Source organism: Limnobacter sp. 130 (assembly GCF_902506325.1).
In the GTDB taxonomy this organism is placed as follows: Bacteria; Pseudomonadota; Gammaproteobacteria; order Burkholderiales; family Burkholderiaceae_B; genus Limnobacter.
Genome location: NZ_LR732330.1, coordinates 148821 through 162775, shown reverse-complemented (window position 1 = coordinate 162775; position 13955 = coordinate 148821). Strand labels below are relative to the sequence as shown.

At 50.7% G+C, this 13955-nt stretch carries 15 protein-coding genes; 8 read left to right on the top strand and 7 right to left on the bottom strand.

Going from position 1 to position 13955, the window contains the following annotated elements; translation table 11 throughout:
* Window positions 1-5 precede the first annotated feature (5 nt).
* Window positions 6-938 carry a hydroxymethylbilane synthase gene (gene hemC, locus FRIGORI9N_RS09765; RefSeq protein ID WP_159570166.1) on the bottom strand — a complete coding sequence of 311 codons (933 nt, stop codon included), beginning with the start codon at window positions 936-938 and terminating at the stop codon, window positions 6-8.
* 149 nt (window positions 939-1087) lie between these two features.
* Between hemC and argH the strand changes: the two genes are divergently transcribed.
* The 3 genes from argH to FRIGORI9N_RS09750 are packed head-to-tail and all read left to right on the top strand — an operon-like array spanning window position 1088 to window position 4472.
* A complete protein-coding gene (gene argH / locus FRIGORI9N_RS09760; protein WP_159570163.1) occupies window positions 1088-2512 on the top strand; it encodes an argininosuccinate lyase in 1425 nt (474 codons plus the stop codon).
* Between the two features lie 2 nt (window positions 2513-2514).
* A complete protein-coding gene (locus FRIGORI9N_RS09755; protein ID WP_159570160.1) occupies window positions 2515-3033 on the top strand; it encodes a TRAP transporter small permease subunit in 519 nt (172 codons plus the stop codon).
* The gene (locus FRIGORI9N_RS09750) at window positions 3024-4472 is read left to right on the top strand and encodes a TRAP transporter large permease subunit (protein WP_159570157.1); all 1449 of its coding nucleotides are present in this window, start codon (window positions 3024-3026) and stop codon (window positions 4470-4472) included. Before FRIGORI9N_RS09755 ends, FRIGORI9N_RS09750 begins: the two co-directional genes overlap by 10 nt.
* Before the next feature lie 22 nt (window positions 4473-4494).
* Here the strand turns inward: FRIGORI9N_RS09750 and FRIGORI9N_RS09745 are convergent, their stop codons facing one another.
* The 4 genes from FRIGORI9N_RS09745 to pmbA all read right to left on the bottom strand — a co-directional run bounded on the left by FRIGORI9N_RS09745 (window position 4495) and on the right by pmbA (window position 8995).
* Window positions 4495-5640 (bottom strand): HAMP domain-containing sensor histidine kinase, encoded by a 1146-nt coding sequence (locus tag FRIGORI9N_RS09745; protein ID WP_159570154.1) that lies wholly within the window; start codon window positions 5638-5640, stop codon window positions 4495-4497.
* Between the two features lie 10 nt (window positions 5641-5650).
* Window positions 5651-6319 carry a response regulator transcription factor gene (locus FRIGORI9N_RS09740; RefSeq protein ID WP_159570151.1) on the bottom strand — a complete coding sequence of 223 codons (669 nt, stop codon included), beginning with the start codon at window positions 6317-6319 and terminating at the stop codon, window positions 5651-5653.
* Window positions 6320-6534: 215 nt separating this feature from the next.
* A complete protein-coding gene (locus FRIGORI9N_RS09735; RefSeq protein ID WP_159570149.1) occupies window positions 6535-7623 on the bottom strand; it encodes a TRAP transporter substrate-binding protein in 1089 nt (362 codons plus the stop codon).
* Window positions 7624-7642: 19 nt separating this feature from the next.
* Window positions 7643-8995: a metalloprotease PmbA gene (gene pmbA / locus FRIGORI9N_RS09730; protein ID WP_159570147.1), complete on the bottom strand. Its 1353-nt coding sequence runs from the start codon at window positions 8993-8995 to the stop codon at window positions 7643-7645.
* 27 nt (window positions 8996-9022) lie between these two features.
* On the opposite strand from pmbA, the gene yjgA reads away from it, so the two are divergent.
* The 4 genes from yjgA to FRIGORI9N_RS09710 all read left to right on the top strand — a co-directional run bounded on the left by yjgA (window position 9023) and on the right by FRIGORI9N_RS09710 (window position 11193).
* Window positions 9023-9577 carry a ribosome biogenesis factor YjgA gene (gene yjgA / locus FRIGORI9N_RS09725; RefSeq protein ID WP_159570145.1) on the top strand — a complete coding sequence of 185 codons (555 nt, stop codon included), beginning with the start codon at window positions 9023-9025 and terminating at the stop codon, window positions 9575-9577.
* Window positions 9574-10170 (top strand): molybdopterin adenylyltransferase, encoded by a 597-nt coding sequence (mog, locus tag FRIGORI9N_RS09720; RefSeq protein ID WP_159570143.1) that lies wholly within the window; start codon window positions 9574-9576, stop codon window positions 10168-10170. Before yjgA ends, mog begins: the two co-directional genes overlap by 4 nt.
* Window positions 10171-10196: 26 nt before the next feature.
* Window positions 10197-10868 carry an alpha/beta hydrolase gene (locus FRIGORI9N_RS09715; protein ID WP_371717245.1) on the top strand — a complete coding sequence of 224 codons (672 nt, stop codon included), beginning with the start codon at window positions 10197-10199 and terminating at the stop codon, window positions 10866-10868.
* Between the two features lie 70 nt (window positions 10869-10938).
* Complete coding sequence (locus FRIGORI9N_RS09710; RefSeq protein WP_159570141.1) at window positions 10939-11193, top strand: DUF3717 domain-containing protein; 255 nt, start codon at window positions 10939-10941, stop codon at window positions 11191-11193.
* Window positions 11194-11210: 17 nt separating this feature from the next.
* Here FRIGORI9N_RS09710 and FRIGORI9N_RS09705 read toward each other — a convergent pair whose 3' ends face one another.
* Window positions 11211-12425 carry a PcfJ domain-containing protein gene (locus FRIGORI9N_RS09705; protein ID WP_159570139.1) on the bottom strand — a complete coding sequence of 405 codons (1215 nt, stop codon included), beginning with the start codon at window positions 12423-12425 and terminating at the stop codon, window positions 11211-11213.
* A gap of 115 nt (window positions 12426-12540) precedes the next feature.
* On the opposite strand from FRIGORI9N_RS09705, the gene FRIGORI9N_RS09700 reads away from it, so the two are divergent.
* Window positions 12541-13344: a crotonase/enoyl-CoA hydratase family protein gene (locus tag FRIGORI9N_RS09700; protein WP_159571755.1), complete on the top strand. Its 804-nt coding sequence runs from the start codon at window positions 12541-12543 to the stop codon at window positions 13342-13344.
* 4 nt (window positions 13345-13348) lie between these two features.
* Here FRIGORI9N_RS09700 and FRIGORI9N_RS09695 read toward each other — a convergent pair whose 3' ends face one another.
* Window positions 13349-13888: a hypothetical protein gene (locus FRIGORI9N_RS09695; RefSeq protein ID WP_159570137.1), complete on the bottom strand. Its 540-nt coding sequence runs from the start codon at window positions 13886-13888 to the stop codon at window positions 13349-13351.
* Window positions 13889-13955: the final 67 nt, after the last annotated feature.

The following is a 13955-nucleotide window of genomic DNA, read 5'->3' as shown; positions in this document are numbered from 1 at the left end:
GCGAATTATCCTTTAAATTGTTGAACAGCCGATTCAATCAAGGCCTGCGCACCTTCTTGCAATAATCCTTCGATAACCCGGTTTGCAGCCGTTTCCCAGTCTTGCAAACTTGCCTGTGCGCTTTTTTCGATCACTTCCTTGCCATCCGGGCTGGCCACAAGTCCACGCAAGGTAAAGGTTTGGGCATCATTCAGTGTGGCATATCCGGCAATTGGCACCTGGCAACTTCCACCCAAGGCCTTTGACACAGAACGCTCTGCACTTACCAATGCGGTACACACCGGATCAATCAAGGGTTTGACCAGCTCAGCCAGTTTCGAATCATCGGCCCGAATTTCCAAACCCAAGGCACCCTGACCCACCGCAGGCAGCATGTCGGATGAGTCGATTACATTGCGGATTCGTGAATGCAAGCCCAAACGCTTGAGACCAGCCGCAGCCAGAACAATCGCCTGATATTGACCGGAATCCAGCTTGCCCAAGCGAGTATCGAGATTGCCACGCAACGGTTCGACCTTTAAATGTGGGTATCGCGCCAACACCTGAGCCTGCCTGCGCAAGCTAGAACTGCCCACCACGGCACCCGCCGGCAAATCAGCCAAGCTTGCGTAATCGTTTGAGACAAAGGCGTCGTGTGGGTCTTCGCGGGTCATGAATCCCAACAACTGGAACTCTGGATCTACATCCATGGGAATGTCTTTGCCCGAATGCACTGCCAAATCGGCTCGCCCCTCAAGCAAGGCATGCTCGAGCTCTTTGATAAACAGCCCTTTCCCGCCAATTTTTGCCAGTGAGCGGTCCAGTATTTGATCGCCCTTGGTGGTCATGCCAACAATTTCGACCCCGGAAACCCCGGGCAAGGCCAACAACAGGTCTCGAACATGTTCAGCCTGCCACATGGCCAAGCGACTTTCCCTTGATGCAATTCTTATTTTCATTCAGTGTAGCGACACGATTTGCCGCGATTCAGTTGATAAATTTCGGTCAATTCCCTACGGCAAGGCCGTGAGAAGGCGTTTATGCCGAAAGTCTAGCACGGCAACCCTTTATAATTAGGCCCTGTTCCAAAGTGCATAAAGGATTCCCCATGTCGAACCAATGGTCCAAAAAACAGGAAGCATGGTCAGCCCGATTCAATGAGCCCATGTCTGAGCTGGTCAAACGCTACACCGCATCTGTGTTTTTTGACAAACGACTGGCTGAATTCGACATACAAGGCTCACTGGCCCATGCAACCATGCTGGCTGAATGCGGGGTTATTGCTGAGTCCGATCTAAAGTCCATTCAAAGCGGCATGTCTCAAATTCTGGATGAAATCAAGGCTGGCCAATTTAATTGGCAACTTGACCTTGAAGACGTGCACTTGAATATTGAACGCCGACTGACTGAACTGGTTGGAGATGCGGGCAAGCGACTACACACGGGCCGTTCGCGTAACGACCAAGTGGCCACCGACATTCGCCTGTTTCTGCGCCATGAAGTCGATCGCATTCAGGGTTTATTGAAGGCGCTCATTCAAGCACTGCTATCGGTGGCTGAACGCAATCACAACACCGTCATGCCTGGCTTTACCCACCTGCAAGTTGCTCAGCCCGTTACGTTTGGACACCACTTGCTAGCCTATGCGGAAATGTTTGAACGTGATCTGGAGCGCATGCAAGACTGTCGCAAAAGAATGAACCGGCTGCCCTTGGGCGCAGCTGCACTGGCTGGCACCACATTCCCCATCAATCGCAACCGCACGGCTGAGCTGCTGGAGTTTGACGCCCCGTCCCGGAACAGTCTCGACTCAGTATCGGATCGCGACTTTGCCATCGAGTTCTGCTCAGCCAGCAGTATTTTGATGATGCATGTGTCGCGCCTGTCTGAAGAATTGATTATCTGGATGAGCCAACGTTATGCGTTCATCGATCTGCCCGATCGTTTCTGCACCGGTTCGTCCATCATGCCGCAAAAGAAAAACCCGGATGTGCCCGAGCTTGCACGCGGAAAAACAGGCCGTGTCTACGGTCACTTGATGGGGCTGCTGACCTTGATGAAAGGCCAGCCACTGGCCTACAACAAAGACAACCAGGAAGACAAAGAACCCTTGTTTGACACAGTGGACACCGTGGTCGACACCCTGACAATTTTTGCTGAAATGGTTGAAGGCATTCAGGTGAAAGCCGACAACATGCGCGCAGCAACACTGGAAGGGTATGCCACAGCAACTGACCTGGCCGACGCATTGGTAAAGCGGGGCATGCCATTTCGAGATGCACATGAGGCAGTGGCGCGTGCCGTGCGCTATTGCGACACCCAGCAATGTGGTCTGGAGGCCTTGACAGTGGTTCAGCTGCAAGAAGCACTGAAGCTCAATGAATTGGGCTATAGCGACGATTTGGTGAACACCGAACTGTGTGCGGTGCTTACTTTGGAAGGTTCACTTCAGGCTCGCAACCACATTGGTGGAACCAATCCAGAGCAGGTTAAAGCGGCGGCTGCGGAAACCAGAAAACGCCTGGGTTTGTAACGTTGAATGGTTTACTGGTCATTTCACGCGGTATCGACCGGTTGAATACCCGGTTGGGGCTTGCTGTGGGCTGGTTGATATTGATCACCACTGTGGTGTCTGCCTACAACGCAGTGGTGCGCAAAGTCTTCGACACCAGCAGCAATGGTCTGCTTGAAATTCAGTGGTATTTGTTTGGAGCGGTTTTCCTTTTAGGAGCAGCCTACACCCTTCAACAGAATGCCCATGTACGTATCGATGTATTGTCGAATCGTTTCTCAGAATCGACGCGTGCCTGGATTGATATCATCGGGCATTTGTTTTTCACACTCCCGCTAATCGGATTCGTCGTCGTTTCTGGCTGGGACTTTGCCTATGAGTCGTTTCGAATCAATGAATATTCTGCCGATCCAGGCGGTTTGATTCGCTGGCCTGCCAAGGCATTAATCGTTCTGGGTTTCACACTGCTTGGTTTGCAGGTTTGTTCAGAAATCATTAAAAAAATCGCCGTGATCAAGGGACAAAGCAAACAATGCCCATGATCCCTGTTGATTGGTTGGCCCCGCTCATGTTTGCAGTTTTATTGCTATTCATGATCAGCGGCTTTCCCGTTGCATTCGCCTTGGCAGCAAACGGGCTTTTGTTTGGCTACATTGCCATAGAACAAGGGCTAATGAATGTAGCCCTGTTGCAAGCCTTGCCTGATCGAATATTCGGAATCATGAGCAACGATACATTGCTTGCCATTCCGTTTTTTACTTTCATGGGTTTGGTGCTTGAACGCAGCGGCATGGCAGAAGATCTTCTGGAAACCATCGGTCAGCTGTTTGGTCGGGTGCGCGGCGGCCTGGCCTATGCAGTGGTGTTGGTTGGTGCCTTGCTGGCAGCCACCACCGGCGTGGTGGCCGCCTCTGTGATATCCATGGGGCTAATTTCCTTGCCTGTCATGCTGAAGTATGGCTACAGCCAATCCGTGTCCACCGGGGTCATCGCGGCATCCGGTACTTTGGCGCAAATTCTTCCGCCCTCTTTGGTATTGATTGTCATGGCCGATCAACTAGGGGTTTCCGTAGGGGCAATGTACCAAGGGGCCTTGGTTCCCGCCCTGCTGCTGGTAATGCTTTACCTTGGCTATGTGTTTGTAATTACCCGTCTTCAAAAAAACGCACTGCCCGCTTTGCCGCCAGAGGCCTGCTACCTGAGCCAAGACAACTCGGGATTGCGCATACTCAAAGCCGTGGTGTTTGTTCTGTTTCCTCCACTGGCTTTGATTTTTCTGGTGTTGGGTACCATTTTCCTTGGCATTGCCACCCCTACTGAAGGCGGCGCCATGGGTGCTGTCGGCGCGCTCTTGATTGCAGCCTCAAAAAAACGCCTGAATTTGGCATTGCTAAAACAAGCCATCGACTCCACAACCAAATTATCTTGCTTTGTCTTGTTTATCTTGATCGGCTCGACCGTATTTGGCCTGACATTCAGGGCCATTGAAGGCGACATTTGGGTGGAACATTTGATGGGAGATTTGCCTGGTGGCGAGCTGGGCTTTCTGATTGCCGTTCAAATCCTGATTTTTGTGTTGGGTTTCTTTCTTGATTTTTTTGAAATCGCTTTTATCGTGATTCCATTGCTGGTGCCTGTGGCTGACAAACTTGGCATTGACCTGGTGTGGTTCGGAGTCATGATCGCAATGAATATGCAAACCTCTTTCCTGACACCACCTTTCGGCTTCTCCCTGTTTTACTTGAAATCAGTAACACCAAAAATTATCAAAACAGTTGAAATTTACAAGGGGTCATTGCCCTTCATCGCCTTGCAGTTGGTGATGGTCGTCCTTATTTTTGCGTATCCCCAGCTGGTAAGCCAAGAAGAAAAAGTGAAGTACCAAGACACCCCGTTGCAGCTTAAGTTGCCTGCACAAAACTACGGGGGTGGAAACGATCCGGCAGATCAACAACCTTTTGTTCCAAGCTTCAGCGAATAGACTCAGGCTGATTTGTATCAAATTAGCCAGCTCTTTTAGAGCCCACCCCCACAACCTCAGCCTTGCTTGAAATTCGATCGGCGAGTTCAAGCACAAACACCGTGCCACCCTCTTTGACATTGCACATCGACAAATTCCATTCCATTTCCTGACAAAGGCGTTTAACCACGTACAAACCTATGCCAGTTTTCGGAAGATCGCTGCCGAAGGTAGAGTACCTGGCAGCCTGATGCTGCAATATGTCTTCTTGAAGACCTGGGCCTGAATCTGTCACGGTAAAACGGTGAATGCCACCGTGGCGTCGATACGAAAAAGCCACACCACCCTCAAGTGTATGTTCTACGGCGTTAAATACCAGATTCCCCATGACACGTTTCAATCGCCGTGCATCAGTGTGAATCAGGAACTCCTCAACATCCACGTCGAAGGTCAATCCTTTGGTTTCAGCCAACTGCCCCATCCAGCCCTCGAGCGACTTGCAAAGCTCGGTGCTCGAAATACTTTCAATCCGCTTTTCACGTTGCTCACCGAGCTCAAGCCTGGTGGCCTCCAACATGTTTTCAGCCAGGTCATGAAGCCAACGCTGACAACTGGTCATTTGACGAATAACCTGATTGGAAGGCGCATGTTGATGATAAGTGTCCAGCGAAGGGTGCCCAACCAGCAAACCCAATGCGTGCAATGGCTGACGCATGTCGTGCTGAACACCCGCAAGCCAGCGCAAGCGGTCTTTCCACTCACTGAGTACACCATGCTTGGCATTGCGCCAACGGGCTTGCTGCGTTCGCCTGTTTTGAATGCGTTGTTTTGCAATGCTGTACCTGTGCTGCCTTTCGAGTAAAACTGCCAGCAAAGTAAATGGCGTAACCCAACACAACACCGCAAAACTAAGATGGTGCCAATTCAATGACAATACCCAACCACCGAAAGCGGACGCAAACACCAAAAACCAAAGTTTCTCGGTGGGCGGTACCCGAAACGCACGCCTGCAAGACACCTTGGCATTGAGCAAACAGCCGCTAATAAAGGCGATATACGCCAATTGGGATTGAGCGCCTGTGTCCAGGCCCAACAACTGAAAAGACAAGGGCAACAAGCACAATGAAGCCAACAAACAAGCGTCGTAGTGTTGTTGTACCCATGCGCTAAGCCGATTGATTTGTCTCATTGGGCGCGGCTTAATCGGAATAAACCTCATCGGTTTTCTGTTCCTGCCAAGCGCGATACAGCATGGCCGCTTCCAGTCGGTTTCTGGCATTCAATCGCGCCAAAATACTGCGGACATGCGTTTTCACCGTTTCAGGCGACAGTCCCAAATTCTGGGCAATTTCATGATTGGATTCGCCCTTGGCGATTCGGTACAGCACAGACACTTGTCGCTCGGTAATTCGAGCCATTCTTTGTCCAATCGTAAATCCGCTGGCATGCTGCGTTTTTTGACTGATTTGATCAGTCCAGTTGTTTCGACGCAAACGCAATACCATGCTGTCGAGCACGCTCAGCACACGGTCTTGGGTAATGCCCTTCGATACGAACTCGGTTTCTGGATATTCATCAGCCATATCGCCGAGAATTTCCTCGTTCCCGGAGATCACCAGCGTGCGGCTGTAATCAAAAGTTTCAAGGGCCGTTTCCAGCACCTTCTCGGGAGTCATGTCGGGCAAACCCAAGTCGAGAAGCACAAGGTCAGGTTGCTCGAACCGGCTGTGTTCCAGCGCGGGCCCAATCCGGCTGAAAAGCTTGACTTCCAGGTCGGTGTAGCGCGAATTCATGATGTCGCGCAAGGCCATTGCAATGATTGGATGATCGTCAATAATAAATACGCGTAGCTGATTAGAAGTCGACATAAATTTGTCCCATACAAGTCAAGTGTCAGAAACTGTCGTTCAGAAGTGAATAGTGCCCTTGCCATTCATTACGACAGCCAAAAGAAGTGCGAACAACCCCGATAGGGGCGACACTGCGTTGGGTGACTTGCGCCAGGCTTTTGGTTCCATTAAACGAAAAAGAGCGGCCAGTCAGCCGCTCTTTATATCTGACCCCACTTGCGTAGGTCAAAAACTTACTTCGATCTGGGTATGTACGACGCCATGGAATTCTCTGCAACCCGAAACCAGTTGTTCTGGTCATTTCGGAAACGATTCCAGGAGGCAAAGATTTTCTTGAATTTCGGATTGTTGCTTGATTCGTCGGCATAAAGCTTTTCAGCTTCTTTGTAGGCCGCATCCAGAATGTCGCGCGGATAAATCCGAAGCTGGGCACCACCTTGAATCAAACGATTCAGTGCGGCGGGGTTTTTGGCGTCGTATTCGGCTGTCATCATCACGTTGACTTCAGCGGCCGCTACTTCGAATGCCGCCTGATAAGCTTTCGGCAAATTATTCCAGGCATCCAGATTAATGTAAAAGCTCAAGGAAGGGCCTGGCTCCCAAAAGCCGGGGTAGTAGTAAAACTTGGCCACTTTCTGGAAGCCCAACTTTTCATCGTCATAAGGCCCTACCCACTCCGCCGCATCAATGGTGCCCTTCTCCAGAGCGGGATAAACATCACCGCCTGCAATGGTCTGTGGTACGGCACCCAGCGCCGCCATGATCTTGCCGCCAAACCCGGGAATTCGAACTTTCAAACCTTTCAGGTCGTTCAGGCTTTTTACTTCCTTGCGCCACCAGCCGCCCATTTGCGTGCCGGTGTTACCCCCAGGAAAATTAACGATGTTGTAACCCTTCAGAAAGTCTCGGGTCATTTGCAAGCCACCACCATGATAAAGCCAGGCGTTTTGTTGGCGTGCGGTTAAACCGAAGGGCAAGCCAGCCTCAAATGCGAATGTCGCGTCTTTGCCAACGTAGTAGTAACCCGCTGTGTGGCCGCACTCTACGGTGCCACGCTGAACAGCATCAAGCACCTGCAAACCCGGCACAATTTCACCCGCCGCGAATGGGCGAATGTCAAATTTGCCACCCGTCAATTCAGACACGCGTTTGGCCAACTGTGGGGAGGCACCCCACAAGGCATCAAGACTTTTGGGGAAGCTGGATGTTAGTCTCCAGCGCACGCTTGGGCCATCTGCAGCCAATGCCGCTGTTCCTGAAGTGGCTGCGGTGGCGGCAGCAGCTCCCAAACCTGCCTTTTTGAGAAAGGAACGACGTTCCATTGCTTTGTCTCCTTTTTTCTTAATTCCCTGCAACGGTCATGGATTCAATCAAGATGCTGCCAACATGTTTGCTGCCGCGCCAATAGGCATCGTCACCCACAGCCACAATATTGGCCAACATGTCTTTCAAATTGCCGGCAATCGTAATTTCTTCAACCGGGTGAACAATAATGCCGTTCTCCACCCAATAACCAAATGCACCTCGAGAATAATCGCCAGTGACACCATTCACACCCTGCCCCATCATTTCGGTGACCAACAAACCGGTGCCCATGGTTTTAAGCAATGCATCAAGGCCACCCGAGACTGTTTTGGTGGAGCTGAGAATAAGGTTGTGAGTGCCGCCAGCATTGCCCGTGGTTTCCATGCCCAATTTACGGGCCGAATAACTTGAAAGGAAATAACCGTTACACGCACCTTTTTTGACCACGGTGCGCGCCTTCACTTTCACACCTTCTTCATCGAAAGGCGAGCTGCCATGTGCACCTTCAATGAACGGGTCTTCCTTGATCGTGATATGCGGCGCCCAAACCTGCTTGCCCAGTGAATTCAGCAAAAAGCTGGTTTTGCGATAAAGCGATGAGCCCGATACAGCGCCCACATAATGGCTTACCAAACTTGCCGCAATGGGTGCCTCAAAAATAACCGGACAGTTGCGCGTGGTAATGGGCTTTGAGCCCAGGCGCGCCAAGGCGCGCTGTGCTGCATAGGCGCCAATTTTGGCGGGTTTGGCCAGGTCTTTGGCCTTGCGTTCGGAGGAATACCAGAAGTCGCGCTGCATGGGACTGTCTTTGGACTTCTTCGCTTGTGCAATTGGCGACACCGACAGTGAATGGCGTGAATAGGGATAACCGCCCTTGAAGCCCTTGCTGTTGGCCGCAAAAAAATGACCTGATTCACTGGAAACATTGGCGCCGTCGGAATTTCGAATCTGCTTGCTGACATCAAACGCAGCCTGCTCCATCGTTAAAGCCTTTTCAACTGCTTTGGCGGTGCTTAAGCTCCACGGATAGTACAAATCAAGGTCGCGATGACGCTTGGAAATATTCTCTTCATCAGGCAGGCCCGCGAATTTATCCGCTGCCGTGTACTTGGCAATGTCCAAGGCCGCGCGAATGGCAGAATCAATCGCTTCCAGAGAAAAATCGGACGAGGAGGCATTGCCCCGTTTCTTCCCCTTAAATACACTGACACCAAAGCTTTTGTCGCGCGTGTGCTCAATGGTTTCAATTTCACCCATGCGCACGCTGACCGATTGACCCACTGCTTCGCTGATATCCACCGCACAATCGGTGGCCCCCAGCGATTTGGCTTTTTTCAATGCGTATTCGGTTAATTCCTGAAATGTCTCGGATTTAAAGCTAAAGCCCATATTGCCCTGCGAAAAATGCTGCTAAAAATGGCTAATATACAGCCCATGGAACCAGAAAACGAAAAACAGGGCGAGTTTGAAGAATATGATCGCCCCAGCAAGTCATCGGTGAAGCGAGACATGCTGGCCCTGCAGGATTTGGGCAAAACCCTGTGCGAAATGCCCTACGACAAAGTCAAACGGGCACCGATCGGCGAACGCCTGCTTCTCGAGATCGCAGAATTTCACAAGTGCAAGTCATTTGGCGCCAAAAAACGTCAAATGCAATTCATCGGTAAGTTGATGCGCGATGAAGAGCATGAAGACATTCAAGCGTGGGTCAATGGCGAAACCGTGGAACAAAAACTCAAGGTGTTGCACCTGCACGCTGCAGAGCAATGGCGCGATCGCTTGATTGAAGACCCCAGCCTGCTGGCCACGTTCATCGAAAGCTACCCTGCCGCAGCCCGTGAAAACCTGAACCCGATCATTCGGCAAGCGGTGCAAGAACGCGCTGCGAAAAAAGCGCCGAGAAATTTCCGCCAGTTATTTCAGATCATTTACCGTTTGATCGAAGAAAAAGCCGAGGAAGACGAAGCATGAGTGTTGATGCGGTAAGAATCGGGTTGGTGTCGGTGAGTGACCGTGCCTCGGCAGGGGTTTACCAAGACCAAGGCATCCCCAGCCTGAAAACCTGGTTGCAAAATGCCCTGCTCAATCCAATTGAGTTTGTTGAGGTACTTATTCCCGACGAACAAGCCGACATTGAAAATGCCTTGAAAAAGCTGGCTGATGAGCACCGCTGCAATTTGATTTGCACCACGGGTGGCACAGGCCCAGCCAAACGCGACGTTACTCCGGAAGCGACCCTGGCAGTGGCGCACAAGGAAATGCCTGGCTTTGGCGAGCAAATGCGCCAGATCAGCCTGCACTTTGTACCCACAGCGATTTTGTCGAGGCAAGTAGCCGTAATTCGTGGTGAAAGTCTTATTTTGAATTTACCGGGCCAACCCAAGGCCATTGCTGAAACCCTGGAAGGTTTAAAGGATAAGGAAGGCAATAGCCTGGTGAAAGGCATTTTCGCGGCTGTTCCCTATTGCATCGATTTGATTGGTGGCCCGTACATGGAAACCAATGAAGCGGTAATTAAAGCATTTCGGCCCAAGTCGGCCCTACGAAAGCCTGCCGAAGGCTAATCCGCAGAAGGAAGTACACCGTGAACCTGGATTCAAACCCGAATATTGAATGCGTTGTTGTTGAAACTGGCCCGAAACCCACTGCTTGCGTGATTTGGCTGCATGGCTTGGGTGCAGATGGTTACGACTTCGTACCCATTGTCAAAGAACTTGAGCAAATGGGTTTGCCGAGCACACGATTTGTATTTCCACACGCGCCGAAAATTCCGGTGAGCATCAACGGTGGTTACGTAATGCGTGCATGGTACGACATTAAAAACGTTGACCTGCAACGCCAGGAAGATGAAGGTGGCATACGGCAAAGCCAGGCCACAGTAGAACGATTGATCAACGATCAAATCGCCCTGGGTTTTACGCCTGAAAAAATTGTACTGGCTGGTTTTTCTCAAGGTGGTGCAATTGCTTACCAGGTGGGTTTGCGCACCACACACAAATTGGCAGGATTGATCGCCTTGTCAACTTACCTGCCTTGCGAAAACACACTGGATTCTGAATTGAACCCAGACAGTTTGAGTATTCCTGTGTTGGCCGCTCATGGTGAACAAGACAACATTGTGTTGATCGAGCGCGGGGAAAAAGCCGTGAAACTGCTGCAAAGCAAAAACATGGACATTCAATGGCACACCTACCCCATGGCCCATTCTGTTTGCGGTGAAGAGGTGGTTGAAATAGCCAATTTCCTAAAGCGCGTGCTTTAATCTTTTACTGTATATATAAACAGCTTTTTGGTTTATACTTGAACCCAGTAATAACCAAGCAGGTGTACCTATGCCAGCGCAAGCGCAACAACTGATTTCGATTATTGAACTGGAACGCGCAATCAACTATTGGCGCTCAAAATACCCGTCCTCAAGAGACACCATGACACTGTGTCCACAAGCAGCCTGTTTGGCTGAGCTGTATGCTCGCATGATCATTTTTCAAGCGCACGATATTTCGATCGCCGAATTTTCAGCAAAAGCCAAAAAAGCGCTTCGTGAAGCCGAACAGGCCTATGCAGGTCGACAAAATCAGGCCGCTTGAATTGCCGTGTAGCAATGCTAATTTGCACGGCTTATCAATAGGTACGCTGCGCTCCACAACTGACTTGAAACAGGTGCATTGCAAGGTCCTTTTAATTGACTGATTTGCCATCCATTGGCGCCAATCCGCCTTAACTCCAGCGTGCCACGTTGTGGGCTGTGGCCTTTAATTTGAAGATGAAAAATACAAATATCGCCAGCCATGCAGCGATCAATGTAGGACGGCACGCAATGGTGCATTTTTTTGGCTTCATTCAGCAGCGCATTCAACGAGTTCAATTCAATAAACTCAATGTTTTCACCCAAGCTGCCCATACCCAGAATTTCGGGCCAAAATACATTTTGTCGCCCAAAATCCAAATCCAGTTCGACCAAATGCCAATGCGCCTGACGAGCCATTAAAGTGTCATACGTCCAGTTTCTTGAAATGATGACTGGGCGTTTGGTAGCGCTGGCAGCGCTTCCGAGCAACCAATCCGCAATCAAGGGAAATTCTTCCTGCTCAAGTTCCCTTCGGTGCTCAAGCTTGAAATTACTCTCGCGTCGCTCCAAGGCCAACCTGACTCCGCGCAAAACATTCAAAGCGGCAACAGAACCCAAATTTTCGTGATTGCGCCTAAGCCAGGTACTTAGCCCACCAAAACCCATCAACGCGGCAGTTTGCTTGTCCACCCAGGAAATCGGAATTGAGCGGTCTAAAGCGGCATGAAAATTCACCCAGCTCAAGTGACTTAGCTGCCCCCAATTAACTCGCGCAATGTAGGCGGTTTTTTGATGCGTCAACCAACGCCAGGTTTGCTGGCTCATGCCTTGTGCCAACATTCGGTTTTTAACCAGTTGCCAGTTCGGTAAATTGCTCCACATGCCGCGGTCTTGAGCAAGCAAGGGTGCCAATGCCAGGTTTTCACTTAACCTGTTCTGAAGCACGGTTTTAAATGCAGCCACCTGGCTTAAATCCAGCAAGGTGGTGTGTTTGGGTACGATGCGCAAGGCGAGTTTAAGAACATGGCTGCCATAGCGTCTTCGAATTGCGCTTGTCCAGGCTCGTTGAATGTCGTTCAGGCTGGCAGCAGCAAGCGGAAAACACAATTCAGAGTCCTGCAAATCACCTGGAATCTGAATACTCGGTGGGGCTTGCCAAACCGATCGCATCAAATCCGATTTCAAGTTCCATGCCGCCTCGTCCGTCAAAACAACCCGACAGGATTCAGCCAGTTTGGCACGTGCTCTCATGCCCCATTCAAAATAAAGTCCTGTTCTGGTGCTCACCAAACGCGCAGGCAGCCGCGGCGACTTAACTCGCGGTATGCTGATGGCTGTGTTCAATTCAAAATCTAACAAAGGGCGCATGATGGACAACAAGTCAGAAGAACCCGTCAACATTGAGATCTTACAGCAAGGCGAGATCTGGAAAATTTCCATCAATCGAGCAGAGGCTCGTAACTGCGTCGATCGATACACCGCCGATCAACTTGAAAAAGCGTTTCAATCATTTGAAACCAATGCGGTAGCACGCGTGGCTATTCTGACTGGCGAGGGTGGCAATTTTTGCGCAGGTGCAGACTTAAAAGCAGTTGCATCGGGTGATCCAAGCCGCGTAAACCGCATGGAAAGACATGGTGCTGGCCCCATGGGAATAAGCCGCATGGAATTGAGCAAACCCGTTATCGCCGCAGTGTCTGGCTACTGTGTGGCAGGTGGACTGGAATTGGCTGCGTGGTGTGATATGCGGGTTGCCGACAGCACTGCAGTATTTGGTGTGTTTTGTCGACGCTTCGGTGTGCCGTTGATTGATGGCGGCACCGTGCGTTTGCCTCGGTTAATCGGCCAAAGCCGTGCCATGGACATGATTTTGACTGGTCGCCCGGTCGATGCAGCCGAGGCCTTCTCTTGGGGCTTGGCCAACCGCTTTGAAAAAGAAAGAACCGCACTGGAAGGCGCCATTGAATTGGCCAGCCTGTTGAGCAAACATCCACAAACCTGCATGCGCAACGACAGGCAAAGCGTGCTGACTCAATGGGGATTCGGTGAACGTGAAGCGCTGGAGGAAGAGTTTGAATTCGGTTTGAATACCCTGACATCGGGCGAAACAGTTGAAGGCGCAACTGCCTTCAAGGAAGGCCTGGGTCGCCACGGAGAAACCGTTCAGTAAGAAACTAATTCAGACTGACAATGACGCCGAATTTCGCTGAATTCGAAACTTGGCGTGAATCCGCTGTGGTGGAATAAGAACTGGATTCAACACCGAAAAACCAGTTCGCCAAACCACCGCGATTGGTGAGCAAATACAAACCCTGACTTTCGCTGTTCAATGTGGTGCTGGACAATCGGCCCGGTGTGTAAACAAGGCTCAGGTTCTCTTGAAGTGACACTTGCAGACCACCGTAAATTGCCTTGATTAAGGACTCTGGCTTTGCTGCTGACACAGCCAAACCTGTTTTGCTTGTTTTCAGGTTCGAGGGGATAACTACCCCTTCATCCACCGCAACTCCCCTGAATAAACTGACTTTGCCCAACAATCCCGGCATGGGTTTTTCTCGATCAACCGTATTGGCTGGAGCCAGCATTCGATTGCCAAGTTTTTCGCTCACCTTCAAGGCAAGCGGCTCAGCGGCACCAAGCACCCCCAGGTAGAAGCAACCTGTCATCAGGGCAAGGGCCATCAAAGCCAGCTGTTTTGAGCCAATAAGTGCCATGACACACCTCTTCAATACAGAAATTTACTTACTTCAATTAACGGTCATCTTGAGTTTTACTGAATTG

Coding starts and splice junctions, on each gene's coding strand:
- FRIGORI9N_RS09710 (WP_159570141.1), top strand. CDS start 10,939: ATGCCAGCGCAAGCGCAACAACTGATTTCGATTATTGAACTGGAACGC.
- FRIGORI9N_RS09695 (WP_159570137.1), bottom strand. CDS start 13,888: ATGGCACTTATTGGCTCAAAACAGCTGGCTTTGATGGCCCTTGCCCTG.
- FRIGORI9N_RS09750 (WP_159570157.1), top strand. CDS start 3,024: ATGCCCATGATCCCTGTTGATTGGTTGGCCCCGCTCATGTTTGCAGTT.
- FRIGORI9N_RS09740 (WP_159570151.1), bottom strand. CDS start 6,319: ATGTCGACTTCTAATCAGCTACGCGTATTTATTATTGACGATCATCCA.
- pmbA (WP_159570147.1), bottom strand. CDS start 8,995: ATGGGCTTTAGCTTTAAATCCGAGACATTTCAGGAATTAACCGAATAC.
- argH (WP_159570163.1), top strand. CDS start 1,088: ATGTCGAACCAATGGTCCAAAAAACAGGAAGCATGGTCAGCCCGATTC.
- FRIGORI9N_RS09705 (WP_159570139.1), bottom strand. CDS start 12,425: ATGAGAGCACGTGCCAAACTGGCTGAATCCTGTCGGGTTGTTTTGACG.
- FRIGORI9N_RS09735 (WP_159570149.1), bottom strand. CDS start 7,623: ATGGAACGTCGTTCCTTTCTCAAAAAGGCAGGTTTGGGAGCTGCTGCC.
- yjgA (WP_159570145.1), top strand. CDS start 9,023: ATGGCTAATATACAGCCCATGGAACCAGAAAACGAAAAACAGGGCGAG.
- mog (WP_159570143.1), top strand. CDS start 9,574: ATGAGTGTTGATGCGGTAAGAATCGGGTTGGTGTCGGTGAGTGACCGT.
- FRIGORI9N_RS09745 (WP_159570154.1), bottom strand. CDS start 5,640: ATGAGACAAATCAATCGGCTTAGCGCATGGGTACAACAACACTACGAC.
- FRIGORI9N_RS09700 (WP_159571755.1), top strand. CDS start 12,541: ATGATGGACAACAAGTCAGAAGAACCCGTCAACATTGAGATCTTACAG.
- hemC (WP_159570166.1), bottom strand. CDS start 938: ATGAAAATAAGAATTGCATCAAGGGAAAGTCGCTTGGCCATGTGGCAG.